The following is a 24,955-nucleotide window of genomic DNA, read 5'->3' as shown; positions in this document are numbered from 1 at the left end:
CCCGTTCCCTCAGCGTTTCAGCGCGCGGTCCACCAACGCGCCCGCCACGCCCGTGTAGTGCGCCGGGTCGAGCAGTTCCGTCAGCTCGTGCGCGTCCAGCACGCCCTTCAACTCCGGCAGCGACGAGAGGACTTCGGCCAGCGATGTTCCCTCGGCAGCCGCACGCGTCGACGCCCCGGTCAGCAGGCGCCGGGCCTCCGCCTTGCCCAGGCGTGGGGCGAGGACGGCGGCGACGCGCTCGGAGACGATCTGGCCCCCGGTCAGGCCGAGGTTGGCCCGCATCCGGTCGGCGTGGACGGTCAGTCCCCGGGCGAGGTCGAGCGCGGTGTGCGCGGCACCGCCGGTCAGGCGCAGTGCCTCGCGCAGCAGCGTCCATTCGGCGTGCCAGCCCCCGGCGGAGCGTTCGTCCTCGGTGGTGAGGCACTGGGTGAGCCCGGCGGCGAGCACGGGAACCTGGAGGGCGGCCGAGCGGATCAGGGTGGCGAGGACCGGGTTGCGTTTGTGCGGCATCGCGGAGGAGGCGCCCCGGCCGGCCGGGCCGGGTTCGGTCACCTCTCCGACCTCGGTACGGACCATGACCTGCACGTCGACCGCGATCTTGCCGAGCGCCGCCGCCGTGTGGGCGAGCGCGGCGCCGAGGTCGGCGACCGGGGTGCGCAGCGCGTGCCAGGGCAGCACCGGGCGGGCGAGGCCGGTCTCCTCGGCGTAGGCGGCGGTCAGGGCGTCGAGGTAGCCGCCCGGATCTCCGGCGCCGGTGGCTCCGTCGAGGCGCGCGTACTCGAGGTATCCGGCGAGGGTGCCCGCCGCGCCGCCGAGCGCCACCGGCAGGCCGTGGTCCAGGACGCGGCCGAGCCGGTCGGCGGAGTCCAGGACCAGGGACCGCCAGCCCGCCGCCTTCAGTCCGAAGGTGGTGGGCACGGCGTGCAGGGCGAGCGTGCGCCCGGCCATGGCGGTGTCCCGGTGTGCCTCGGCGAGCCGGGCCAGCTCCCCGGCGGTGGCGCGCAGGTCGGCGACGGTCAGGCGCAGCGCGCGGGCGGCCACCAGCATGGTGCCGGTGTCCAGGATGTCCTGGCTGGTGGAGCCCCGGTGGACGTACTCGGCGGCGGCCGGGTCGGCGGCGGCCACCACGGCGGTGAAGGCGCGGACCAGGCCGACCACCGGGTTGGCGGTCTCACGGGCTGCCAGCGCGAGGGCGCGCACGTCCAGCCGGTCCGCGTCGGCGGCCTCGGTGATGACGGCGGCGGCCGGGGCGGGGACGGCGCCGAGCCGGGCCTGGGCCCGCGCGAGCGCGGCCTCGGCGTCGAGCATGGCCTGGAGCCAGGCCATGTCCCCGGTCGCCTCCTCCACGGGCACCCCGGCGCGCACCGGGGACAGGAGGCCGAAGTCGAGTCCGGCGTTCATGCGGTCACCTCCGCCGGGCCGGTGGCGCCCCTCGGGTCGGACTCGGTGACGGGCAGGGACAGTACGGCGTGCGCGATGGAGTCGGAGTCCTCCAGCGTCACGGAACCCACGCCGGGCCGGATGCCCGCGGCGGTGACCCAGTGCACGGACTCGGTGGGGACGCCGTAGGCGAAGCGCCGGGGGTGGGGGTGGCCGGTGGCGTCGACGAGCCGGTACGGGCGGGTCGTCACGTCGAGCCCGCCGGTCTCGTACGCGCCGCCGTGGGCGTCCGGTATCCGGTGGGGGCGGCACCGGCCGGTGCTCAGCAGGTGGCGCAGCAGGGGGTCGGCGGTGCCGAGCAGGTCGGGCTCGGGCAGCCGGGCCTCGATGAGCGCGGTGAAGGGCGGGGCGACATCGGCTCCGCCGAGGGTGCGGGCGGTGAAGGCGGGGCCGTCGGTCCCGGTGGTGACGCGCAGGCCGGGCGGCAGGATCTCCACGACTCCGGCCTCGATGAGGGCGGCGAGTTCCTCGATGCGGGAGGCGGGCGGTCCGATGGAGAGGAAGGCGTTGAGCGGGGTGTACCAGCCGTGCAGTTCGTCGCGGTAGGAGGTGCCGTCGATGCCGTCGTGGTCGACCACGAGGCGGATCTCGTTGCGCAGGTCGCGCAGCACGTCGAGGCCGGCCTTGAGCGGGCCGGTGACGTTCCCCGCGCGGGCGTCGGTCACGTCCTGGCGGAGGTGGCCGAGCAGCCAGGCGCGGTACGCGGGCAGGTCGGTGAACTCCCGTTCGCCGTAAGGGCGGGCGATGCGGTCCCAGTCCCAGCGGTCGGCCGCGCCGATGCCGGCCGCGTCGAGGAACGCCTCCTCCTGGCCGTCCGGGACGTGCGGGTAGGCGTCGGCGAAGGCGGTCGCGTCCTGCCCGCGGGAGGTGAGCAGGGCCGCGTAGAAGACGCCCTGGACCTCGCGGGCGATCAGGGGCCACAGGTCGGCACGGAAGCTCAACCGCTCGCCCCGCCGGGCGCGTTCGCGCAGTGCGGCCACCCGTTCCGGGTCGAGCAGCCGTGGCTCGTGGCGGCCGTGGGCGCCCTTCTGGTTCTCCCCGCGGGCGTGGTAGGGCACTCCGCGCCGGGAGCCCGCGAACATGCGGGGTTCCTCGCCGGAGGGCGTGTAGACGAGCCGGTCGCCGACGCGGGTGAAGGAGCCGCCCCGGCCGAGCGTGAACAGCGCCACGTAGTCGAAGAAGTTGAGGCCGAGTCCCCGCAGCAGCACCGGCTGCCCGGCGGCGATGCCCGACAGGTCGTGGTCGGCGGGGTTGGCCGGTTGCAGATACGTCAGCCCGTGGGTGGCGGCGAAGTCGGCGAGCCTGCGTGTCTCGGGTGTGGGCCGGGCGGGGAGGTGGCCGAGGGCGAGGACGACGGCGTCGAGTCCGGTCAGCTTCGTGCCGTCGGCCAGGAGCACGCTCTGCGGGCCGTCCGGCCTGGGACCGGCGTCGTCCAGGGCGACCGCGCGCGAGGTGTGCACCCGGACGGTGATGTGCGCGGGGGCGGTGGCGAGGAGGCGCCGGAAGACCCAGCTCAGGTAGTGGCCGTAGAAGGCGCGGGTCGGGTAGGAGTCGGGGCCGAGGGCGCGGGCCTCGGCGGCGAGCGGCTCGTCCGCGCTGTCGGTGTCGGCGAGGCGGCGCGCCCACTCGTACAGGCTGGGGCCGTCCTCGACGGGGCCGGTGATGTCGACGCTGTGGTCGGTGAACAGGGTGACCTGTGAGGCGACGGTGTTCATGAGCAGGTGCGGGGACTGCGCGGTGCGCCAGACCCGGCCCGGTCCCGGGGGCGAGGGGTCGACGATGTGCACGGTGAGGCGTTCACGCGAGGGCGACTTGCGTTCCTGGGCGAGCAGCCGCTCCAGGACGGACACGCCGCGGGGTCCCGCCCCGACGATGCAGATCTCCGAGGGTGTGCTGATCAAAGGGTCACTCTCCGCTGGGCTGTGGGGTGGGCGTGACCGGTCCGGGGACCGGACGGGGAGCGGGTCGGGGGACGGCGGTGGCCGGGGTGAGCCGGATGGAGACCTCCGCTCCGGCGCCGACGGGCAGGGGCATCGACAGGTAGTCCGCGCCGTCGCGCACCCGGTCGAGGTAGGGGCCGGTGGGGGCGGAGCCCAGGGCGAGCACGATGGTGCCGGGGCGCATCCGCCCCTCCAGCGCGGTGAGCGCGGGCAGGGTCAGGTCGGGGCGGCAGTCGAGCAGGGCGAGGTCGACCGGGGCGGGGGCGCGGCCGAGGTCGTGCAGTCCGGCGTGGCGGACCTCCGCCCAGGGGGCCAGCCCGGCGGCGGTCAGCCGGGCCCGTGTGTCGGCGGCCCGGTGTGCGTCGGGCACATGGCCGACGACCTGTCCGGTGCCGTTGGCCCGCGCGCCCGCGGCGAGCTGGACGAGGGAGCCGTCGGCCGTGCCGTCGAACGTCACCACGCAGTCCGCGCGCAGGGAGCGGACCAGGGAGTAGAGCAGGCGGCCGATCTCGGGGGTCAGCGGTTCCCCGGCGCGCCGGGCGCGCTCCGGGCGGACCAGGTGGACGAACCCGTCGGCGTCGATGGCGGCCCGGACGCCGGTGTGGAGCCAGCCGTCGGTGTCGGCGTCCGGGTCCTTGGGGGTCAGCGATACGGCCAACCCGGCACCGCCGACGAGCAGTTCGCCATCGGGGCCGATCTCGGTGCGGACGTGGGACAGGGGCCGGCCGACCGTGCCGGACCTGCGGGCGGCGGGGGTGTTCCAACTGACGGCGCCGGTGTTCTCGGCCAGCCCGTACCCGGCGTACACCGGCAGCCCGAGGCCCTCGCACTCGCGGAGCAGGGGGTGGGGCACCTCCGTGCCGCACCACAGCAGCGGGACGCCGGGGGTGCCGAACAGGGCGGCCGGGACGGGCCTGCCCTCGCGGCGGGCGGTGCGGGCGGCGCCGATCAGCGCCACCGCGCCGGGCGGGGTGACGGCGAGCGCGGTGGGCCGGACGGCGGCCGTCCAACCGGGCAGCGCGGTGTCGGGGACGCCGGCCGGGGGCAGGACCAGGCAGCCCCGGTCGGCGATGGCCAGCGGTGTGGCGGCCACCTGGTGGGCGAGGGTGGCCAGCGGGACGGTGACCGCGCAGCGGGCGAAGGCCCCGGCGGGCAACTCCGCCCGTAGCGCGTCCAGATGAGCGGCGACGGCGTGGGCACGGATGCCGACCCGTGTGACCGGACCGGCCGAGGCGGGGAGGATCTTGCAGATCCAGTCCCGGTCGTCGTCGGGGACGCGGTAGGCGCCGCTCGCGGTCGCGGCGAGGTCGACGGGGACGACCGGGCAGTCCTCGGGCAGCACGGGGTGGTCGGCCCAGGCGGCCAGCAAGGCCAGCCCGTGGGTGTCGGCGAGCACGGCGGACACGTCCGCGAGCAGGGTCGCCGCGGTGGGCGCGGAGGCGCCGGGCGGTACCGGGCAGCCGGTCACCCGCAGCGCGAGCAGGGCGAGTTCGGCGACCACGGCCTCGGCGGAGTCGCCGCACAGGACACCCACGCGCGCCGCCCCTGCCCGGAGGACGCGCGCCGCCAGCCGCTCGCCCAGGGCGTGGGCGGCGCGGGTGATGTCGCGGTAGGAATGGACGACGGCGGTGCCGTCCTCGGCCGTCACCTCCACCAGCGGCCGGTCGCTGTCCTCGGCGTGCCGGCGCAGGACGGTCTCAACGGCCCTCACGCTCGTGTTCCTCCCGTCGGGCGCGCCGCCGGGCGCTGTGGTTGGCTGCGATGCGTCCGGGACCTCCCGCCCACACGGATCGGCGCGGACCATGGCGGTCCGCGCCGAGGCGGGGTGACGTCCGCTCAGGCGGGTGTGTGTGGCCGGTGGAGGCGGTTCCAGCCGACGTCGTCGCTTTCGAGGACCACTGTCGACTCACGGACACCGTCGATTCCGCCGTACATGTCTCCCCCTCTTCGGTGAAGCGCCGGAAAAAGGACCGGGAAATCGTGCGGACGGTGGTGCGCCTCGCGGATCGATCCTCCGGCAGAACAACCGTCGCCGTCGGCGAACGAAGACAAAAGACCTAACATGCTTCGGGTCGGCGCAGTGCCGTGAAGCGAAGGATTGAAATGGAAACAGCTCAGCGTAAAACGGGCACGGAGACGACCGGGACTCCCCTGGGGGAGCAGGCGGCCGGCCCGCTGCAGGAGGCGTTGGCCGCCTGCTCCGCCACGCTCACCGAGGACGTCCCGGACTATCGCACGACCATGCGCAACGTCGCCGAGGCGCTGAGCGGTCTCTCGCGCGCGGTCGCCGAGCAGGCCGACTGGGAGCCCTCGGACCGGCACAGCACGTCAGGGACCCGTCCGGACTCCGGGGAGAACGGCGGCGCGAACTCCGCTTTCCGGTACCTGAACGGCCTTCCGGACATCAACCTGGCCATTCAGAATGAGCTGGCGGGGGCCCGCGAGGAGATCCTCACCGCCCAGCCGGACGGCTCGCGCCCGCCCGCCGTGCTGCGGGACGCGCTGGCCTCGGTGCGCCGGCAGCTGGCCGCCGGTGTGGCCATGCGGACGCTCTACCAGCACAGCACGCGGTTCGACGAACCGACGAAGCAGTACGTCAAGGTGGTGACGGAGTTAGGTGCCCAGGTACGCACGCTGCCGGAGTTCTGCGAGCGGCTCATCATCATCGACCGTTCGGCCGCGTTCCTCCCGGGCAGCCGGGACCGCCGGACCGCGGTCCTGGTCAGGGAACCGGCCGTGGTCGGCTTCCTCACCGATGTGTTCACCCGGCAGTGGGACCGTGCCGAACCGTTTCCCTTCGTTCCGGTGCGGGCCGCCGAGGCCGCCGGTGAGGTCATCCCGGACATGCGGGAATCCATCCGGAAACTACTGATCGAGGGCCGCTCGGACAAGGAGATCGCGCGGCGTCTTGGATTGAGCCTGCGTTCACTGCAAAGCCATGTGGCGCGCCTGAAAGAGGATTACGGAGCGCAGCACCGGCTCCAGCTCGGATATCTCATGGCATTGAGCGATCATTTCCCGGCCGATTCGAATTCCGCTATTTCCGATCGCCCCCGAGCGACCCCAGGAGAAACGCGCCCATGACCCGTCACGCGCTGGCCGCGAACGAGAATCCCTACCCGCCGCTGCCCTCGGTACGCGCCGCGCTCTCGGCCGCGGGCGGCGACCTCAACCGCTACCCCGACCGCACGGTCACGGAGCTGGGCGAGGCGCTCGCCGCCCGCCACGCGGTGCCGCGCTCGCACATCGTGACCGGCGCCGGATCGGTGGGCGTCACCCTCCATCTGCTGCACGCCGTGCTCCGCGAGGGCGACGAAGTGGTGTACGCCTGGCCGTCGTTCGAGGCGTATCCGCATCTCACCGGGATATGCCGGGGCACCTCGGTGCGGGTGCCGCTGCGCGAGGAGCGGCACGACCTGGCGGCGATGGCCGACGCGATCACCCCGCGCACCGCGCTGGTCATCGTCTGCAGCCCCAACAACCCCACCGGCACGGCCGTCACCCGTGCCGAGCTGGAAGCCTTCCTGGACCGGGTGCCGCGGGGTGTCCTGGTGCTGCTGGACGAGGCGTACCGGGAGTTCGTGCGCGACCCGGAGGCGCCCGACGGCATCGAGCTGTACCGGAGCCGGCCGAACCTGATCGTGCTGCGGACCTTCTCCAAGGCGTACGGCCTGGCCGCGCTGCGCGTCGGTTACGCCGTGGCGCACGAGGAGGTGGCCGCCCGGATCAGGCACGCCGTCATCCCGTTCGGGGTGAACGCGCTCGCCCAGTCCGCCGCCCTGGCCTCCCTTGCGGCGGAGGACGAGCTGCTGGAGCGGGTGGAGGCCGTGGTCAAGGAACGCGACCGGCTGACCGACGCGCTGAGGCCGATCGTGCCCGTGACCGCCTCCGAGGCGAACTTCCTGTGGCTGCCGCTCGGTGAGGGCACCACGGCGTTCGCCGAGGCGTGCGCCCGGGCCGGGGTCGCCGTACGGGCCTTCCCCGGCGAGGGCGTCCGCGTCACGGTCGGCACGCCGGAGGCGAACGACGCCGTCCTGCGGGTCGCGGCGGCACTCCCGGCCCCCTGAGGTCTCAGTCCCGTACGGGCGCCGACTCCCGCATCTCGGCCGGGCGTCGCGCCTGCGCCCACCGCACGGCGGGTTCCATCGCGATGCCCGCCCCCAGGAACAGCGCGCCCACGACCAGCCAGCCCCCGGTGCCCCAGGCCAGGATGAGCGTGGTCAGCAGCAGCGGGCCGATGAGCCGCGCCACGGCGGTCCCGGCGCCGTAGAAGCCCTGGTACTGGCCCTGCTTGCCGGCCGGGGCGAGGGCGAAGCCGATCTCCCAGGAGCCGGAGCCGAGCAGCATCTCGCCGAAGACCTGCACACAGGCGGCGAGCAGCAGCACGAGTACCGGCAGCCAGACCGAGGTGCCGGCCGCCGACACCGCGAAGCACACACAGGCCAGCAGCAGCACGATCCCGGCCTGCCGCACGGCACGCGCGGCGGACCGCAGCCCGGTCACCCGCGCGGCCATTCGCACCTGGAACAGCACCACACTGAGCGTGTTGAGGACCAGCAGCGCGGAGACCGTCCAGCCCGGTGCCTCGGTCCGCTGCACGATCCACAGCGGCAGCACCACGCTCAGCAGCGGCATGTACAGCAGCATGACCATGTTGAGCAGCGCGACCACGGCGTAGGGGCGGTCGCCGAGGACGGTGAGGGAGCGTCTTGCCGGGCGGTCCGCCGAGGGGAGCTGTCGGGCAGGCGCGGGCAGCCGCCCCAGCACCCAGGCCGCCAGCACGAAGGTGACCGCGTCCATCGCCAGCGCCGTCAGGTACGACGCCTCACTGTCGAGCTGGAGGGCGATGCCGCCGAGCGCGGCGCCGAGGGCGAGGCCCGCGTTGACGGTGGACTGGAGGTACGCCCGTGTCTCGGTGCGCCGGGCGGGTTCCACCAGCCCGGCCAGCAGGGCCTGCCGGGCCGCCGCAAGTCCGCACTGGCAGCAGGTGTAGAGGCAGACCGCGGCCAGGAACGCCGGGTAGGTGCGCACGAGGAGGAGGGAGGCGATGGCGACGCCGGTCGCCAGCGACATCAGGACGGCGATGCCGCGCGGCCCGCGCCGGTCGGCGAGGTGACCGAGGGGCACACCGACGACGGCACCCAGCGCCCAGCCCACGGTGAGCGCGGCGCCGATCTGGGTCGGCGACAGCCCGATGATCCGGCTGAAGTACAGCACCGAACACACGTAATAGGCGCCGTCGCCCACGGAGTTGGTCAGTTGCGCCAAGGCCAGGGTCCGTGGCGGACCCGGTGGGGGGACGATCCGGCTGACGCGCATTCAGTTCCTTCCGTACGGGCCCGTGCCGGGAGGAGTCTTCCCGGCACGCGGTGGGGCGCGCCACCGGAGACGACCGTCGCGCCTAGGACTCCGGGTGTGCGACGGTGACGCGCAGGGTCTCGCGGACGAACTTCACGGCGTCCTCCCGCTCGGTGGGCGAGGCGGCGTCGACGAGCACGTGCCCCAGCCGCCGGCCCGACGAGGTGAGCGGCAGGACCGTGTCCCCGACCCCTTTGCGCAGCCGTACGCGTACGACCGCCGGATGCGCCAGTACGTCCTCCGTTCCCCTGATCCCCGTGATGGTGCCGGGCTCCGCCGTCGGGAAGACGGTGGCCGCGAAGGACACCGGCCGCCGGGGCAGGACCGGCAGGGGCAGCCCGACCGACAGCAGGACCATGGCCTCGTACAGGTCGAACCCGTAGGTCAGGCCGATCGCGTCGGGCAGGTAGTCGCCGGGGGTGCGGACCGCGACCTCCATCAGCACCGGGCCGTCCGCGCTCATCCGGAACTCCAGATGCACCAGGCCGGTGTCCATGCCGAGGGCGCGGAGCACGCCCCAGGTCAGTTCCCGTACCCGCGCGGCGGCCTCGGGGGCGAAGTCGTGGCCGCAGCGGTGGACGAGTTCGACGAAGTACGGCGGTGGCGTCGTCTCTTTGGCGGTGACGTTCTCGAAGAGGACCTCGCCCTCGCGGACCAGGGCCTCCCAACTGTATTCGGGGCCCTCCACGGCCCTCTCCACGAGCAGTCGCCCCTCGCCGTCGCGGCGGGCGAGGACCTCCTCGACGGCCTCCGGGGTGCGGACCAGTTCCACGCCCATGCTGCCGGAGAGCGTCAGCGGTTTGACCACCACGGGCAGCCGCCGGAGCATCCACGCGCGTGCCTCGCCGAGCCGGCCGACGTGCAGGTGCTCCGGCTGCGGGACGCCGTGCGCGCCGAACAGGGCGCGTTGCAGGGCCTTGTTGCGGGAGACGACCGCCGCGTGCAGCGACGGTCCGCGCAGTCCGTGCCGCTGCTGGGCCAGGGCCGCCGCGACGACGTGGGGCTCGGCGAAGCCGATCAGACCGTCCGGCACCCGCTCGGCGACGGCGGACGCGACCGCGCCGGCCCAGGTCTCCTCGTGGTCGCCGGACACCCGGTAGAAGCGCTCGGCGAGGGCGGTCGGCCGGCCGGCCCAGGTCGCCGCCGACTCCAGCGCGCGCGCCCGTACGCCCAGCCGGGCGGCGGCCTCCAGGTACGGGCGGCCCATCGTGCCGACGCCGGCCAGCAGGAGTTCCCTCGGCGCGGTCATGACGCGGTCCTCTCGACGGGGGCCGCCACGTCCGCCGGGGGCGGGGTGCGGAGCAGGCGGGTGACGGGGGTGACGAGCAGGGCCGCCAGGGCGAACGCGGCCGCGAGGCCGACCCAGCCGACCGGGCCGCCGGCGATCACCACGGAGGTGATCAGCGCGGGGCCCACGATGCGCTGGCCGGTGCCGCCGAGGCTGAACACCGAGAGGTAGACGCCCTTCTGGTCCTCGGGGGCCCACGCGTAGCTCAGTTCCCAGCCGCCGGTGGCCTGCCACATCTCGCCGAAGGTCAGCAGCACACAGGCCAGTCCGAGCACGGCGGCCGCCGCCCAGGCCGAGTCGGGGGCGCCGGACACCGCGAGGGCGGCGCAGCACAGGGTGAGCGCCACCCCGCCGAGCCTGAGCGAACGCGCCGCGCCGTCCGGGCGTTCGGCGATCCGGGCGACGGGGACCTGGAGCACGATCGACATCAGGGTGTTGACGAGCACCAGGAAGGGCAGCGCGCCGGCGGGCATCTCGGTGGCCTGCAGCGCCCACAGCGGCAGGCCCACGGCCAGGATCGTGACATGCAGGTTGAGGAACCCGTTGAGGACGGTCAGCAGCCCGTACCGCCAGTCACGGAAGCGCCGGACCGCGTCGAGCGGGCCGACCTTGCGCTGGACGGTGTCGGCCCCGTCGAGCCGGAGCCGGGTCAGCATGAGCGCCGACACGACGAAGGCGGCGGCGGTGCCGAGCACGATGGCCCGGTACGGCCACACGCTGTCCGCGGTCAGCAGGGGCGCGGCGAGCAGCGCACCGACCGAGAAACCGGCGTTGCGCACGGTGCGGATGATGGCCATGGTGCGGGTGCGGTCGGTGCCGGCGACCGTCGCGGAGGCCACCGCCTGGGTCATCGGCTGGGTGGCCGCCTCGGCGGCGGCCAGCGCGCAGGAGACGAGCGTGAAGCCGAGGAGTCCGTGCACGAGGCAGAGCAGCGCGAACCCGCCCGCCCGCCAGAGCTGGAGGGCGATCAGGGTGCGCCGGGCGCCGAACCGGTCCCCCGCCGCGCCGATCGGGACCGTGGTGAGGAAGCCGACGACGCCCGAGACGGCGAGCCCGGTGCCGACCTCGGCCGGGCTCAGCCCTACGGAGCGGACGAAGAACACCGCGGAGGCGGCGAGATACAGACCGGTGCCGATCGCGTTGACCAGCGAGATGACCGCGAAGGCACGCCCGTTGGCGGTGGCGGGTATGTAGGCGCGCCAGAAGGAGCGGCTCATCCCTCCTCCCCGGGCGCGGACTCGGGCACGGTGACGATGTCGATCAGGGCGGCCGCGCGCTCGGCGAGGCGGGCCGCGGCGGCCGGTCCGTCCCCGTCGGTGGCGATGACGAACCCGGCGCGCTCCCAGGAACTGGTGACGGCCCGCACCTCGGACCCCGGCTCGACGGCGAGATGCACCTCGCACACCCCGTCGGCCGCCCGCGCCCGCTCCGCGCCCGACACCCGCGCGACCCGGCCGGGCGGCGGGGTGAGGAAGCGCACGGCGGCGCCTCTCAGGGCGGGCAGCGGCTCGACGGGCCCGCGCCCCTCCAGCACCCGGAGCAGGAGGCCGAGAATGTCGGTGCCGTACGCCTCGTCGATGAGGATGGTGATGCCGCCGCCCGGCATCCGCCCCGCGCACTCGATCAGGTGCGGGCGCCCGTCCGGCTCGGCGAGCAGCCACTCGGAGTGCAGGATGCCGGAGCGGAAGCCGACGCTCTCGGCGAGCCGCACCAGGCACCGGCGCAGCTCGGCCCCGGTGTCCTCGGGGAGCGGGGCGGGCACGGTGTGGCCGGTCTCGACGGGGTGCCGGGAGTCCAGCACGGTCTTGGCGGTGATGTTGAGGAAGCCGACCACGCCTTCGTGGACGACGGCCTCCACACTCACCTCCGGTCCGTGCAGCCGCTGTTCGACCAGATAGCGGGCCGGTTCGGGGTGGCGGGCGCGCAGGGCCGGTTCGTCGGCGCCGGTGGTGTGCGCCCAGGCCGCCGTCACGTCGTCGTCCGGGCCGAGGAGCTGCACGCCGAGGCTGGCCTGCCGGCCCGCGGGCTTGAGGACGGCCTCGCCGCCGTGGGCGGCGCGGAACGCGGCCACCGTCTCCGGGCCGGTGGCGGGCGCCCAGTCGGGCTGGGCTGTGCCGCTGCTGGTCAGCGCGGCCCGCAGCAGGCCCTTGTCCCGCAGCAGGTGGGCGGCCTTGACGCCCGCGCCGGGCAGCCCCCACTCCTCGGCGAGCGCGGCGGCGGTGACCACCCCGTACTCGACGACGGGGACGACCGCGCGGACCTGGGGCGGGCGGGGTACGGCCCGGACCAGGCGCTCGGGGTGTGCCTCGTCCTGGGTGGGCGCGGGCAGCAGCGCGGCCACGCAGGCGTGGCGGTCGGCGAGACCGGTGAGCCCGCGTGCCTCGATGACGTCGGGTTCCTCCAGCACCAGCACGGAGCCGGCCGGGAGGAGGCCGTCGAGCTTGCCGAGCATGACGGGGCTGTAGCCGACCAGGACGTGGGTGACTCCGGGCGTCCCGGGCAGGTCCTCGGGTCCGGTGTCGACGGTGACCGCGGCGCGCACCTCGGCCTCCAGCGCGTCGAGCCCGCCGATGTCGGGGGCGTCGACGAGGAAGGAGACGGCACGGTCCTCGGAGCTGCGCAGTTCGCCGAGACGGGTACCGCGGTCCTGGTGGACGAGGACCGCGCGCAGGGTGGGCGGGTCGTCCGGAGCGCCGGGTGCGGTACGGGGCCAGAGTCCGCGTTCCCCGACCCAGGCGGGCGCGACCGCGAAGCCCTCCACGGTCACGTCGCGCAGGATGCCCGGCGTGTGCTCCAGGTAGACCTGCCGGGCGAACCTGGCGGGCGCCGGGTAGGTGACGGGTTCGCCGAGGGCGATCCGGATGATCTGCCGTTCCAGCGAGGCCCCGGTGGCCAGTTCGTACAGCACGCACAGTCCGTCGCCGGGCGGGCGGGCGGCGATCTCCATCAGGACGGGCCGTCCCCCGGCGCCGATCCGCCATTCGGCGTGGGAGACGCCGTCGCGGAAGGCGAGGGTGTCCAGGATGGCCGCGTTGGCGGCGAGCAGCGCCGTCTCGTGGTCGGGGCGGTCGCCGGGGACGGTGTGGGACAGCTCGACGAAGGTGGTGGCGTGGCTGTCGGTGGTGTCCTTGCGGGTGACGGAGGCGAAGACGATCCGGCCGTCCTGGACGAGGGACTCGACGGAGAACTCCTGCCCGGTGACCTTCTCCTCGATGAGCACGGTCTCGTGCGGGGCGTGCGCGGCCAGCAGTTCGCGCAGCCGGCCGGGTCCGCCGACGCTCTCCACCCCGGAACTGGAGTGCCGTCCGGCGGGCTTGAACACCACCGGGTAGGTCAGGGCGTCGGTGTCGACGAGTTCGCGTTCGCCGGGCGGGACGACCAGGGCGGGCGGGCTGAACTCGGGCAGGTACCAGCGCTGGAGGTACTTGCTGCGGCAGGCGCGGCTGGCGCGCAGGCCGGGGCCGGGCACGCCGAGGGCGTCGGCGAGCAGCCCGACGGGTTCGACCTGGGTCTCGCCGACGGCACAGGCGCCGACGATGTCGTACTCCTCGCGCCAGCGCAGGGCGGCGGCCACCGCGCCGGGGAGGAAGGAGTTGTCGCGGCCCGGATCACCGTCGACGAAGGCGAAGTCGTGGATGGCGGACGCCGGATGGGCGGGGTCACCGGCCCGTGCCAGTGCCTCGTCGCGGGCGCCGGCGGGGGTGATGAGGAGGATCTTCAGGCCGCGCCGGGTGAGTTCGTCCAGGTAGGCCGGGGAGCGGCACACCACCAGGAACGATCCCGCCAGTACGAAGGCGGGCGGGCGCTGTTCTCTTCGCTGCGGCTCGTCCATCTCCCGTTCCCCCCGAATGTCGTTGCCGGTATGGATGCGGCGGTGCGGGGCGGCCGGGCCGCTCCCCGTCGGCGGGAGTCGGCCCGGTCGCCGTCGGGACGCGTCTCAGTCGAAGCGGAGACTGCCCGTCCGGGTCCTCTTCAGTTCGAAGAAGTCCGGGTAGTTGGCCAGGGCGCGGGCTCCGTCGAAGATCCGGGCGGCTTCCTCGCCGCGCGGGATGGAGTTCAGCACCGGGCCGAAGAAGGCGACGCCGTCGATGTGGATGGTGGGCGTGCCCACGTCCTCGCCGACCGGGTCCATGCCCTCGTGGTGGCTCTTGCGCAGTTCCTCGTCGTAGGCGTCGCTGTCGGCGGCGGCCAGCAGCGAGTCGGGCAGTCCGCGTGCGGCCAGGGCCTCGGCCGCGACCGACAGGTAGTCCTTGTCGCCGCCGTTGTGGATGCGGGTGCCCAGCTCCTCGTACAGGCCCGGCAGCACCTCGTCGCCGTGGTGGTGGGCGGCGGCGGTGACGATCCGGATCAGGGCGAGGGAGTTGTCGACCAGTTCGCGGTACCAGTCGGGCAGTTCACGCCCCTCGTTGAGGACGTACAGGCTCATCACCCGGAAATTGAGGTCCAGTTGACGGTGCTGCTGGACCTCGAGAATCCAGCGGGAGGTGATCCAGGCGAAGGGGCATGCCGGGTCGAAGTAGAAGTCGACCTTGGCGGTGTCCGTACCGGCGCCGGAGGCCGGCGCGGTGGCGGGCGTGTCTGCGGTCATGCGGTGGGCTCCTCGTGGACGGCGATGAGCGCGCCGTCGCGGTCACGGACGTAGGCGGTCAGCTCGGCGTACCGCTCGCGCAGCCGCCGCTTGAGGACCTTACCGGTGACCCCCACGGGCAGACCGGTCTCTTCCGGGACGATCTCCAGCAGGCCCAGCAGCGGGTGACCGGCGGCCCGGAGCGCCTCGTTGGCCTGCCGGAGCAGCTTCTCCGGCTCGGGGTCGGCGACCGACTGGCCCACGGTGACGACGGCGACCGGCACCGTCCGTCCGTCGCGGCGACCGGCGACCACGGCGACGTCGCCGGTGTCGGGGACGTCGTTGAGGATGACCTCCTCCATGAACACCGAGTAGCCGGTGCCCTGTTCGGTCTCGATGGCGTCGGCGGCGCGGTCGACGAGGAAGAAGTCGCCCTCGGTGTCGCGGTAGGCCATGTCGCCGGGCAGCCAGTAGCCGGACAGCTTGAAGCGGTAGGTGAGGTCGGAGTCGCCCCAGTAACCGGGCGTGATGGCGGGGCCCTTGGCGGCGAGGTAGCCGACCTCGCCGTCGTCGGCGTGGCTGCCGTCCTCGCGCAGGATGCTGACCTCGGCGACGCCGACCGGCTTGCCCGCACAGCGGTCGTTGCGCTCGCTGTCCAGGGTGCGGGCCTTCAGCAGGACGCCCCAGCCGAGTTCGGTCGTGCCGAGCCGGTCCAGGAAGGCGGCGGGCTCCAGACCGGGGCTGCGCATCGAGAGCACCTTGGTGATGTGGGCCTGGTGCACGGCGTCGCCGATGGACACCCACGCCTGCACGGAGTCCAGCGCGCCAACCTCCGGTTCGGTGTTGGCGAGTTCGGCGTAGGCGTGCGCGAAGGACATCACGGAGGTCGGCCGGTGGCTGCCGACGGCGGCGGCGAGCGAGGGGCCGCTGCGGTCGCTGAGCGCCACGATCGGGGTGCCGCCGAGGACCGCGTAGACGGTGTACGCGATGCAGCCCAGGTGGGACTGCGGCAGCGCGGTCATCATCAGGGCGCCGGGCTGCTCGGTGTGGTCGACCAGGCGGAACTTGGGCCCGGACACGATGGACTTGTGGGTGTGGATGGTCGGCTTGGGGCGGCCCGTGGTGCCGGAGGAGTGCAGGATCGCCACCGGGTCGTCGTCGTGGTGGTGCCAGTAGGCGGAGTCCGGGAGCGGCGCGGCCGGCGGGGCGGGCAGGTCCTCGACGGACGCGGTGAAGCGCAGGCCGAGGCCCTCCACGGCGGAGCCGAGCCGGTCGAGGCGTGCCCGGTCGGCGTAGAGGCCCACCGGCGCGGTCTGCTCGATCAGCGAAGTGGCGATGGCCTGCGGGGCGTTGGAGTTGATCAGCAGGGCCACGGCGCCGATCTGGGCGAGGGCGTAGAGGTGCAGCGAGTAGGCGAGGGAGTCCTCGAACCAGACGGCGACCCGGTCGCGGGTCCCCACGCCCTGCGCGAGGTACCAGGCGGACCAGCTCTGGGCGAGCGCGTCGAACTCGGTGAGGCTGAACTCCTCGCGCTCCTCGCCCGAGGAGACGGGTATCGGGCGGCTGGAGCGCAGGAACGGCAGGTCGGGGTGGGGACTGGTGGCCAGCGCGGCGCGCAGCAGGTTGCCGCCGCCGACGGCGGGGTCGGCGGCGAGCGCGGACCGCTGCTCGGGGGTCAGGACGGTGGGGGCGAACGTGGTCATGGACAACCTCTCGGACAGGGGTCGGGCAGGGTGCGGCGAGGTCCTCGCCGTCGTGCCGTGCGGCCGCGGGTGATCCCTCAGGGCTGTGCGAAGAGCCGGGCGCAGGTGTCGCGGTGGTGGGCGAGGTCGTCGCCCAGGTAGGCGCGCAGTTCGCCGAGGAGGGCGGCGAAGTCGGCCTCGGTGCCGTGCTCCACAGTGTCGGCGACCCGGTGCACGGCCTCCGCCAGCGCCTTGCGGGCCGCCCCCGCCTCGGCGTTGGCGTGCTGGACGTCCCAGTACACCTCGGGTGTGCCGGAGGCGACGCGGGCCAGCAGGGCGAGCAGGGTGGTCGCGGGCGGCGGGGCGATCGGCCGCAGGTCGGCGGCGGACACCCCCGTTCCGGCCAGCGCCAGCCCGAAGCCGAGGACGGCGGCGTGCGTGAGCGCCTGGGAGGCGGCGGCGAGCCGGTCGTGTTCGGCGGCGTCGACGCGTACGACGGTGGCGCCCCAGCCCTCGACCAGCGCCAGCAGCGCGGCGACGGCGGGGCCGTCGTGGACGACGACGGCGGCCACCGGCCGTCCGGCGAAGCCCAGGGCGGGCGCGAACATCGGGTTGAGGCCGACCGCCTGGACGCCGGGGGCGTGTTCGCGTACGGCACGGGTGACGGCCTGCTTCACGGACAGCGTGTCGGCGAGCACCGCGCCGGTGCCGAGCATCCCGGCCACGGCGGGCAGCGCGGCGAGCGCCACCGGCTCGGGCACGGCGAGCACGACGAGGTCGGCCCGGCCGAGTTCGGCGGTGAGCGCCGGGCCGGGGTCGGTGATGTCGCCGCGCACGAGACGCGCCGCTCCGGCCGCAGGCGTGCCGGCGGGGTCGACGACGCTCACCTCGGCACCCGCCTCCAGCAGCCGCTCGGTGAACAGCCTCCCCACGGCCCCGGCTCCGCCGACGACGACGGCCCGCCGGATCACGACCGGCTCCCGGCCGCCGGGGCGGCGTGGTCCGCGTCGAGCGCGGTGGCGAGCACGGCGGTGACCATCGCGCGGGATTTGACGACGGTCTCCTCGAACTCCTCCTCGGGGTCCGACAGGGCCACGATCGCCCCGCCCACGCCGAAGGCGACCCGGTCGGGGGTGGCCACGAGGGTGCGGATGACGATGTTGAGGTCGGCGGCCCCGCTGAGCGCGAACCAGCCGAGCGAGCCGGAGTAGACGCCGCGCGGTCCCTCCTCCAGCCGGTCGATGATCTCCATGGTGCGCAGCTTGGGCGCCCCGGTCATCGAGCCGCCGGGGAAGGCCGCCCGGACGCAGGTGACGGCCGTCTCCTCGGGGCGCAGCGTGCCCCGGATGGTGGAGACGAGCTGGTGGACGGGCGCGTAGGTCTCCACGTGGAACAGGCGGGGCACGTGCACGGACCCGACCTCGGAGACGGAGTTGAGGTCGTTGCGGATCAGGTCGACGATCATCAGGTTCTCGGCGCGGTCCTTCTCCTGGCTGAGCAGGTCCCGGCGCAGTTCCTCGTCCTCGGCGGCGGTCGCGCCGCGCGGGCGGGTGCCCTTGATGGGCTTGGACTCGGTGACCCGGTCGGTCCCGACCGTGACGAACCGCTCGGGCGAGGCGCTGAGCACGGCGACGCCCTGGAAGTCGAGCAGCGCGCCGTACGGCACCGGGCTCAGCCGGCGCAGGTGCGCGTAGGTGGTGAGCGGGTCGATGCGGACGTCCATGACGACGGAGTTGGTCAGGCAGACCTCGTACGTCTCGCCCTGCCGGATCTCCTCCAGGCTCTGCCGGACCCGGTCGAGGTAGGCGTCCTTGCCGTGGCGGAGCCGGAGGAGGCCGTCGGCGTCCGGGTCGGTCATGCCGGTGCCCGTGAAGCGGGACGGGGTGTGCGCTCCGGTTCCGGCGGGCAGGGCGCGCAGCCGGGCCTCGGTCTCGTCCAGCCAGCGCAGGGCGTCGTGGTCGTCGCCGTCGGCGGAGAGGGCGAGCAGGTGGCTGACGCCCTCGGCGTGGTCGACGGCGAGCATCCGGTCGGTGAAGAGCATCGCCGCGTCCGGGGTGGCCGACTTGTGCACGGCCTGGCCGCCGGTCTCGGCCTTCAGCTCGTAGCCGAGGTAGCCGACGTAGCCGAGGTTGAACTCGAAGGGCAGGCCGTCGGGGACGGGCACGGCCCTGGTGCGGATCTGTTCGTCGAGGTACTCGAAGAAGCCCTGTTCGACGATCTCGCCCTCGTCGTCGGCGCGGCCGGGGCTGCGCACGGTGACGCCGCCGTCGGAGACCCGGTAGCTCACGTACTCGGCGAGGGGGCCGCGCCCGTCACCGAGGAAGGAGAAGCGGGACAGGCCCTCGATGACGGCGCCGCTGTCCAGCCAGAAGCTGTGGGCGTCCCCCGCGAACAGGGCGCGGTAGGCGGCCTCGGTGTCGGGCTGGAGGGCGACCCGGCGGGTGTGCACGGTGTAGCGGGAGCGGTTGGCGCCGGTGGCCGCGTGGGCCAGGGCCAGGCGGCGGAAGTTGCGCAGCAGGTCGCGTCCGTACTCGCTGCTGATGGACTCGGGGTGGAACTGCACGCCCCAGATGGGCCGGGACACGTGCCGTACGCCCATGATCACGCCGTCGCCGGTCCAGGCGACGGCCTCGAGTTCGGCGGGCAGCTCGGTGGCGGCCAGCGAGTGGTAGCGGACCACGTCGAACGGGCTCGGGAGTCCGGCGAAGAGGTCGGTGCCGTTGTGGTGGACGGCGGAGACCCGGCCGTGCATGGGCTCGGGCGCGAGGGCGACCGTGCCGCCGAACAGGTGGGCGATGCCCTGGTGGCCGAGGCAGACGCCGAGGACGGGCAGTCCGCTGTCGAGGATGGCGCGGGCGCTGATGCCGAAGTCGCGCTCCCGGTCGGGCCTGCCGGGGCCGGGCGAGACGACGATCGCGTCGAACTCGTCCAGCCGCAGCGCGGACCAGTCGGCGCCGTTGCGGACGACGACCGGTGGCCGTCCGTTGACCTCGCCGAGCAGTTGGTAGAGGTTGTAGGTGAACGAGTCGTAGTTGTCGATGAGCAGGGTTCTCAACGCGAACCTCCGATCACCCGGTCCTCGACGCGGCAGGTCTCCTCGATCACGAGGTCGTACAGCCTGCGCAGGAAGTCCCGGTCGATGCCGTGCCGTTCGCCGTAGCGGGCGGCGCGTTCCTGGACCACGCCGATGCGGTGCGGCTGCATCATCGGCACGTCGTGCTCGCGCTTGAAGTGCCCGATCTCCACGCACTTCTCGATCCGGGCGCGCAGTTGTTCCAGGAACCGTTCGTCGATCGCGTCGAGTTCCGCCCGAAGGCCCTCGATGGTGACGCCGGCTGTCGGCCTCTCCCCCATGGCTGCCCCTCCCGCCTGTCCACGGTCCGAATGTGCCCGCCGCCGGGCTCGGGCCGCCACCGGCCCGATAGCTCGGATCACCGCAGTGCACACAGTGCGGGGATAGATAAGCGGACAAGAGGGACATGTCGGCGTGCGTGCGGACGTCGTGGGAGGGGGTTCAGCGGCGCAGGAAGGCCGGGGCTCCGGGTGCGGTGGCCTCGGCGACCGTGCCGTCCTCGGCGGGGTGCTCGCGCAGCAGGTCGGCCACGATCTCGGCGCAGAGCCGGTTCCACACGGGCAGGCGGCGCAGCATCGCGTGCTCCGCGCCGGTGAGCATGACCATCCCGGCGTGGGCGCCGGCCGTGCGGGCCCGCAGCACGAATTTCACGGAGTCGTCCGCGCCGGTGATCCGGTCGGCGTCGCCGTGCAGCACCACGATCCGCTGTCCGCGCAGGTGGACGGCGGGTTCGCCGGCGGGCAGCCAGGGCGCGAGGGCGAGCACGCCGCGCACGGCGGGGTGGGCGCCCACGTGCACGGCGGCACGGCCGCCCATCGAGTGGCCGACCAGGACGACGGGCAGCGGGCCGTACCGGTCGTGCAGCTCGGCCAGGGCGCGCAGCACGTCGTCGGCGGCGGCTCCGCCGTTCCAGCCGCGCTGCCGGTAGCGGACCTCGCCGAGCAGGACGCCGTCCGGCGGCAGGCCGGTGGCGACGGCGCGCAGGATGGGCCGCATGCGCAGCGCGGCGAGGTGCCAGGGCCGGGTGGCGGAGGCGTCGTTCGCCCGTCCGCCGTGCAGGGTGAGCACGGCGGCCACGGGTGACTCCGGGGCGTGCCGGACGACCAGGGCGCCTTCGGTGCCCTGCGGTGTGTACGCGGTCATGCCTACCGCTCCCCCGTCGCCTTCGTACCGCGCCGTCTCGTCCGGACCGTCGCTGTCGACTCTCACCTGGTGCGCCTTCCCTCCGGGCTGTCGTACGGGATCGTCACAGGGAATCCGTAGCCGCTCGGCGGGCGGCTTGGTCGGAGCAGCAGGACGGGCGGCGCACCGGCACGTCTGAGAGGGTCGGACCGGGGCACATGTGCTCAGGCAAGGACTTCTCACCGTTACGACAGAGGTGAATCATGACCAGCCAGACCAAGGACCTGACCCCGGAGTACACCGTTCCGGGCCTCGAACGCGAGGCGGCGGGCAAGCTCATCGGTCTGCTCCGCCTCCGTCTGCACGCGCTCAACGACCTGCACCTCACCCTGAAGCACGTGCACTGGAACGTGGTCGGACCGCACTTCATCGCCGTGCACGAGATGATCGACCCGCAGGTCGACCAGGTCCGCGACATGGCCGACGACGTGGCCGAGCGGATCGCCGCCCTCGGCGGTGTCGCCCAGGGCACGCCGGGCGCCCTGGTGTCCGAGCGGACCTGGGACGACTACTCCATCGGCCGGGGCGACGCCATCGCGCACCTCGCCGCGCTCGACATGGTCTACACCGGCGTGAACGAGGGCGTGCGTGCCGCGGTCAAGGAGGCGGGCGAGATCGACCCCGCCACCGAGGACCTGCTGATCGGGCAGCTCCGCGACCTGGAGCAGTTCCAGTGGTTCGTGCGGGCGCACCTGGAGAGCGCGCGCGGCACGCTCGCCACCGGTGACGTGCACTCCGAGAAGGAGGCGGCCGCCAAGGGCGCCGAGGTGAGCTGACCCCCGCATACCCCCCCGGCACACACCGCCGCGCGCCGCTGCCCTCGTGGGCGGCGGCGCGCGGCGGTGCCGCCTGCCGTCAGGGCGGTGCGTCACCCCGGTCCCGTTCGGTGCGCAGCACGTCTTCCAGGTCGCCGAGCCGGTCCAGGCCCTGGACGGCGCGGGAGGTGCGGTTGTTCGCGGCGAGCAGGTCGCGGTGACGGTGCACGAAGGACCAGTAGCCGGTGGTGTAGGGGCAGGCCCGTTCGCCGGTGCGGTCGCCGGGCTTGTAGGCGCAGCCACCACAGAAGTCGCTCATGCGGTGGATGTAGGCCCCACCGGAGGTGTACGGCTTGGTGGTCATCCGGCCGCCGTCGGCGTACTGGGACATGCCGACGACGTTGGGCAGCATCACCCAGTCGTAGCCGTCGACGAAGCAGCGGTGGAACCAGTCGGTGACCGCGCGTGGCTCCCAGCCCTGCTGCAGCGCGTGACTGCCGAGCAGCATCAGGCGCGGGATGTGGTGGGTCCAGCCGGTGTCGCGCACCTGCGCGAGGGTGGTGGAGAGGCAGCGCGCGGTGACGGCGTCCGCGTCGAGTTCGAGGAACCAGTCGGGCAGCGGCGCGTGGGCGCGCAGGGCGTTGCGGTCCCGGTACTCCTCGCCGAAGTACCAGTAGAGCTGCCACACGTACTCGCGCCAGCCCGCGACCTGGCGGATGAACCCCTCGGCGCTGTGCACGGGCGCGTCGCCGGAGCGCCAGGCGTCCTCGGCGGCGTGGACCACCTCGGCCGGGTCGAGCAGGCCGAGGTTGAGAGAGGAGGAGAGGAGGCTGTGGCTCATCACCGGGTCGGCGGCGAGCATCGCGTCCTCGTGCGGGCCGAACCCGGCGAGCCGGTGCCCGGTGAAGCGGCGCAGCGCGGCCAGCGCCTCGCGGCGGGTGGCGGGGAAGCGGCGCGGGCCGTCCCGGCCGACGAAGCGGATGCCGTCGTCCCGCTCCCAGCGGTCGAGGTCGGCGCGCACCTCGTCGTCGATGTCGTCCTCGCGGGGCCGGTAGGGCCTCGGCGCGTCGAGGGTGCGGGCGCCCTTGGGCGGGGGTTCGCGGTTGTCGTGGTCGTGGTTCCAGCGGCCGCCCGCGGGTTCGCCGCCGTCCATGAGGAGGTCCAGCTCGCGGCGTACCCAGTGGTAGAAGTCCTCCTGGCGCAGTCGCCGCCCGCCGCGTCCGTCGGCCCAGGCGCGGAAGGCGTCGTGCGGGAACAGGAAGCCCCTGGCGGGCAGCACGCTCACCTGCTCCAGCGAGCGGACCAGGCCGAGGGCGGCGCGCGAGGTGGGGTGGTGGACGGTGACGGGGGCGTCGCCGACCGCCTCGCGCAGGCCCTCGCGGTAGGTCTCGGCGCGGACGAGGCGGGCGCGGTCGCCGAGTTCGGCGGCCCGGTGGCGCATCGCGGAGAGGATCAGATGGGCCTTGGCCCGGTGGAATCGCCGGCGGCGGAACACCGAGCGCGCTTCGATCAGCACCACGGGGGCGTCCTGGGCGGGTCCGTCGGGGCCGGGCGTGAGGAAGTGGGGACCGAGCTGGTCGCCGAACAGCCAGTGCCGGTCGGTCATCGCGGCCACTCCTCGATCGGTGCTACGCGCGGCGGACGGTGCAGGTGGGGGTGTATCCATGTGCTGTCGGCCCGATGGCCGTCACGGAAAACACTTGCCGTTTGACAACTATGACCATGAGGCAAGAAAGTATCCGGAGTCATCGCAGGAGGGGAAGGATCTGGGATGTTCCGGTCGGCGGAGGCCGCTCCGCTCGCCAGTCACCGGCCACCATCCATGGCAGCCCTTGGCGGAGACGGCTCGGCTGGGTCAGGCGGTCCGGGTGCCGGAGGACTCGTCGAACCCGTGTATCTGCTCCGACGCCACCGCGCAGAACGCCTCGAGCCCGGTGAGCAGGGCACTGCGGTCGCCGGACGACATCCGCTCCAGTACCGAGCGCAGCGTCTCCTCGCGCCGGGCGCGCAGGTCCGTGAGGAAGGCCCGGCCCCGGCTGCTGAGGTACAGGCGCACCTCGCGCCGGTCCGTGCGGCTCAGCTCGCGCTCGACGAACCCCGCCGCCTGGAGCCGGTCGCACAGGCGGCTGGTCGAGGGCGGGGTGGACGCGAGATGGTCGGCGAGGGTGCGCAGGTTGATGCCCTCCTGGTGCTCCAGGATGAGCAGCACGCGCAACTGGGACGCCGAAGCGGGTGCCGTGGACGCGCGGCCCCACAGGACTTCCAGCAGTTCCGCGGCGGTCGAGGTCACACGTGCGACTTCGACCGGTTCTGGGCGGGGGTGGAAGTTCGTCACAGTCACACTCTCGCAGGTACGGGGACGACCCACAGCCTACTAGCAGGGAAGACGGTCCGGAATATGGATGAAGACGGCATGCGGCGTCCGCCACTCGGCCCATCGCGGGGCGGACGCGGCGTTCTTACGGGTGAGAGATTGGCATACCTACGATCGTGAACAGATTCATGGCTGTCGAGCGGGCGCTGCGCACGGCGGCTCCCTACGCCCTGGCCGACGTCGTCCGCCGGGAGCTGGTCGAGCGCTACGCGGCCGAGGCCGTGGAGTTCCTCCTGGCGGACTACAGCCTCACCGTGCTCCAGCCCGTGACCACACCGGCCCACGCGCTGCCCCCCGTCTCCCTGCGCAACAGCCCCGCGGGCCGTGCCTTCGGCGCGCAGGAACCCTTCCTGGAGGGCCTCGCGGACGGCAGGACACGGGTCCAGTTGCCCGTCACCGTGCACGGCGACCGCCTGGGGGTGCTCTCGGTGACGCTCCCCGACACCGAGGACAGCCGCGCGGCGCTGCCCGAGCTGGCCGAGCTCGCCCAGGTGCTGGGGCACGAGGTGCTGGTCGCCGACCGCGAGACGGACCTGTATCTCCAGGCCCGGCGGCGCGACCGGCTCACCCTGGCGGCCGAGATGCAGTGGCACCTGCTGCCCGGCCGCTCCTGCTCCCTGGCCGAGTTCGATCTCGGCGCGCAACTGGAGCCCGCGTACGCGATACACGGCGACAACTACGACTGGTCGTCCACCGAGGACCACCTGACCCTGTACGTGTCCAACGGCATGGGCGAGGGCATAGACGCGGCGCTGCTCACGAACCTCGCGGTCAACGCGCTGCGCAACGCCCGCCGGGCCGGCATCCCGCTCGCCGACCAGGCGGCCCTGGCCGACCAGGCGGTCTACGCCCAGTACCGGGGACAGCGCTATCTGTCGGTGCTGATGCTGGACTTCGACTTCGCCACCGGCCGCACCCGGGTGGTGGACGCGGGGTGCCCGCAACTGCGGCGGCTGCGCGACGGCGCCGTGGAGCGCATCGACTTCGAGGCGCAGCTTCCGCTGGGCATGTTCGAGGAGACCGACTACGTCACCCAGGAACTCCAGGTCGAGCCCGGCGACCGGCTGGTGTTCGTCAGCGATGGCGTGTACTCGGTCGCCTCGGCCAAGGGTGAGGCGTACGGGGACGCCGCGCTGACACGGGCCATCCAGTCCACCCGGCTGCTGCCCGCCTCGGAGGTCCCGGGAGCGATCCTGCGCGAGCTGGCCGAGCATCGCGGCACGCCGGCCCCGGACGACGACGCGCTGGTGGTGTGCCTGGACTGGCGCGGCCGCTGACCCGCGCACCGGCCCGGCG

General features: G+C 73.8%; 19 protein-coding genes. 4 read left to right on the top strand and 15 right to left on the bottom strand.

Translation table 11 applies throughout. From position 1 onward, the window contains the following. Nucleotides 1-9 precede the first annotated feature (9 nt). From HEK131_RS13520 to HEK131_RS13510, 3 genes are read right to left on the bottom strand one after another with little or no spacing between them, the layout of a single operon-like run. Nucleotides 10-1,401 (bottom strand): class-II fumarase/aspartase family protein, encoded by a 1,392-nt coding sequence (locus tag HEK131_RS13520; RefSeq protein ID WP_244335248.1) that lies wholly within the window; start codon nt 1,399-1,401, stop codon nt 10-12. Then, nucleotides 1,398-3,338, bottom strand: a complete 1,941-nt coding sequence (locus HEK131_RS13515) for an FAD/NAD(P)-binding protein (RefSeq protein WP_432215700.1) — start codon at nt 3,336-3,338, stop codon at nt 1,398-1,400. Before HEK131_RS13515 ends, HEK131_RS13520 begins: the two co-directional genes overlap by 4 nt. 7 nt (nt 3,339-3,345) lie before the next feature. Continuing rightward, nucleotides 3,346-5,091 carry an AMP-binding protein gene (locus tag HEK131_RS13510; RefSeq protein ID WP_244335244.1) on the bottom strand — a complete coding sequence of 582 codons (1,746 nt, stop codon included), beginning with the start codon at nt 5,089-5,091 and terminating at the stop codon, nt 3,346-3,348. Nucleotides 5,092-5,483: 392 nt separating this feature from the next. On the opposite strand from HEK131_RS13510, the gene HEK131_RS13505 reads away from it, so the two are divergent. Together HEK131_RS13505 and HEK131_RS13500 are read left to right on the top strand one after the other, a co-directional pair. Then, nucleotides 5,484-6,464 carry a LuxR family transcriptional regulator gene (locus HEK131_RS13505; RefSeq protein WP_244335242.1) on the top strand — a complete coding sequence of 327 codons (981 nt, stop codon included), beginning with the start codon at nt 5,484-5,486 and terminating at the stop codon, nt 6,462-6,464. Then, the gene (locus HEK131_RS13500; protein ID WP_244335240.1) at nt 6,461-7,447 is read left to right on the top strand and encodes a histidinol-phosphate transaminase; all 987 of its coding nucleotides are present in this window, start codon (nt 6,461-6,463) and stop codon (nt 7,445-7,447) included. The genes HEK131_RS13505 and HEK131_RS13500 overlap by 4 nt, the downstream gene beginning before the upstream one ends. Nucleotides 7,448-7,451: 4 nt before the next feature. On the opposite strand, the gene HEK131_RS13495 is transcribed toward HEK131_RS13500, so the two are convergent. The 10 genes from HEK131_RS13495 to HEK131_RS13450 all read right to left on the bottom strand — a co-directional run bounded on the left by HEK131_RS13495 (nt 7,452) and on the right by HEK131_RS13450 (nt 20,491). After that, nucleotides 7,452-8,648, bottom strand: coding sequence for an MFS transporter (locus HEK131_RS13495; RefSeq protein WP_244335238.1), 1,197 nt, complete (start codon nt 8,646-8,648; stop codon nt 7,452-7,454). A 133-nt stretch (nt 8,649-8,781) separates the two neighbouring features. Further along, a complete protein-coding gene (locus HEK131_RS13490; RefSeq protein WP_244335237.1) occupies nt 8,782-9,987 on the bottom strand; it encodes an ATP-grasp domain-containing protein in 1,206 nt (401 codons plus the stop codon). Continuing rightward, nucleotides 9,984-11,243 (bottom strand): MFS transporter, encoded by a 1,260-nt coding sequence (locus HEK131_RS13485; protein ID WP_244335235.1) that lies wholly within the window; start codon nt 11,241-11,243, stop codon nt 9,984-9,986. The genes HEK131_RS13490 and HEK131_RS13485 overlap by 4 nt, the downstream gene beginning before the upstream one ends. After that, the gene (locus HEK131_RS13480; RefSeq protein WP_244335233.1) at nt 11,240-13,858 is read right to left on the bottom strand and encodes an ATP-grasp domain-containing protein; all 2,619 of its coding nucleotides are present in this window, start codon (nt 13,856-13,858) and stop codon (nt 11,240-11,242) included. The genes HEK131_RS13485 and HEK131_RS13480 overlap by 4 nt, the downstream gene beginning before the upstream one ends. A 105-nt stretch (nt 13,859-13,963) precedes the next feature. Continuing rightward, on the bottom strand, nt 13,964-14,614 hold the full coding sequence (locus HEK131_RS13475) for a DsbA family protein (protein WP_244335231.1): 651 nt from the start codon (nt 14,612-14,614) through the stop codon (nt 13,964-13,966). Beyond that, on the bottom strand, nt 14,611-16,296 hold the full coding sequence (locus HEK131_RS13470) for a class I adenylate-forming enzyme family protein (protein WP_244335229.1): 1,686 nt from the start codon (nt 16,294-16,296) through the stop codon (nt 14,611-14,613). The genes HEK131_RS13475 and HEK131_RS13470 overlap by 4 nt, the downstream gene beginning before the upstream one ends. 77 nt (nt 16,297-16,373) lie before the next feature. Then, nucleotides 16,374-17,246: a prephenate dehydrogenase/arogenate dehydrogenase family protein gene (locus HEK131_RS13465; protein WP_217464138.1), complete on the bottom strand. Its 873-nt coding sequence runs from the start codon at nt 17,244-17,246 to the stop codon at nt 16,374-16,376. Then, complete coding sequence (pabB, locus tag HEK131_RS13460) at nt 17,243-19,330, bottom strand: aminodeoxychorismate synthase component I (protein ID WP_244335228.1); 2,088 nt, start codon at nt 19,328-19,330, stop codon at nt 17,243-17,245. The genes HEK131_RS13465 and pabB overlap by 4 nt, the downstream gene beginning before the upstream one ends. Then, nucleotides 19,327-19,629 (bottom strand): chorismate mutase family protein, encoded by a 303-nt coding sequence (locus HEK131_RS13455; RefSeq protein WP_217464136.1) that lies wholly within the window; start codon nt 19,627-19,629, stop codon nt 19,327-19,329. The genes pabB and HEK131_RS13455 overlap by 4 nt, the downstream gene beginning before the upstream one ends. 160 nt (nt 19,630-19,789) lie before the next feature. Further along, on the bottom strand, nt 19,790-20,491 hold the full coding sequence (locus HEK131_RS13450) for an alpha/beta hydrolase (RefSeq protein WP_244335227.1): 702 nt from the start codon (nt 20,489-20,491) through the stop codon (nt 19,790-19,792). A 242-nt stretch (nt 20,492-20,733) separates the two neighbouring features. Between HEK131_RS13450 and HEK131_RS13445 the strand changes: the two genes are divergently transcribed. Beyond that, nucleotides 20,734-21,306 (top strand): Dps family protein, encoded by a 573-nt coding sequence (locus HEK131_RS13445; RefSeq protein WP_217464134.1) that lies wholly within the window; start codon nt 20,734-20,736, stop codon nt 21,304-21,306. A gap of 79 nt (nt 21,307-21,385) precedes the next feature. Here HEK131_RS13445 and HEK131_RS13440 read toward each other — a convergent pair whose 3' ends face one another. Next, nucleotides 21,386-22,891, bottom strand: coding sequence for a cryptochrome/photolyase family protein (locus tag HEK131_RS13440; RefSeq protein WP_244335226.1), 1,506 nt, complete (start codon nt 22,889-22,891; stop codon nt 21,386-21,388). A 249-nt stretch (nt 22,892-23,140) separates the two neighbouring features. Then, a complete protein-coding gene (locus tag HEK131_RS13435) occupies nt 23,141-23,626 on the bottom strand; it encodes a MarR family winged helix-turn-helix transcriptional regulator (RefSeq protein ID WP_217464132.1) in 486 nt (161 codons plus the stop codon). A 161-nt stretch (nt 23,627-23,787) separates the two neighbouring features. Between HEK131_RS13435 and HEK131_RS13430 the strand changes: the two genes are divergently transcribed. After that, complete coding sequence (locus HEK131_RS13430; protein ID WP_217464131.1) at nt 23,788-24,936, top strand: PP2C family protein-serine/threonine phosphatase; 1,149 nt, start codon at nt 23,788-23,790, stop codon at nt 24,934-24,936. Nucleotides 24,937-24,955 lie beyond the last annotated feature (19 nt).

The sequence above is a fragment of the Streptomyces seoulensis genome (genome assembly GCF_022846655.1).
In the GTDB taxonomy this organism is placed as follows: Bacteria; Actinomycetota; Actinomycetes; order Streptomycetales; family Streptomycetaceae; genus Streptomyces.
Note: the sequence above shows the minus strand (reverse complement) of the source record. Positions and strands in the feature narration are given on the sequence as shown.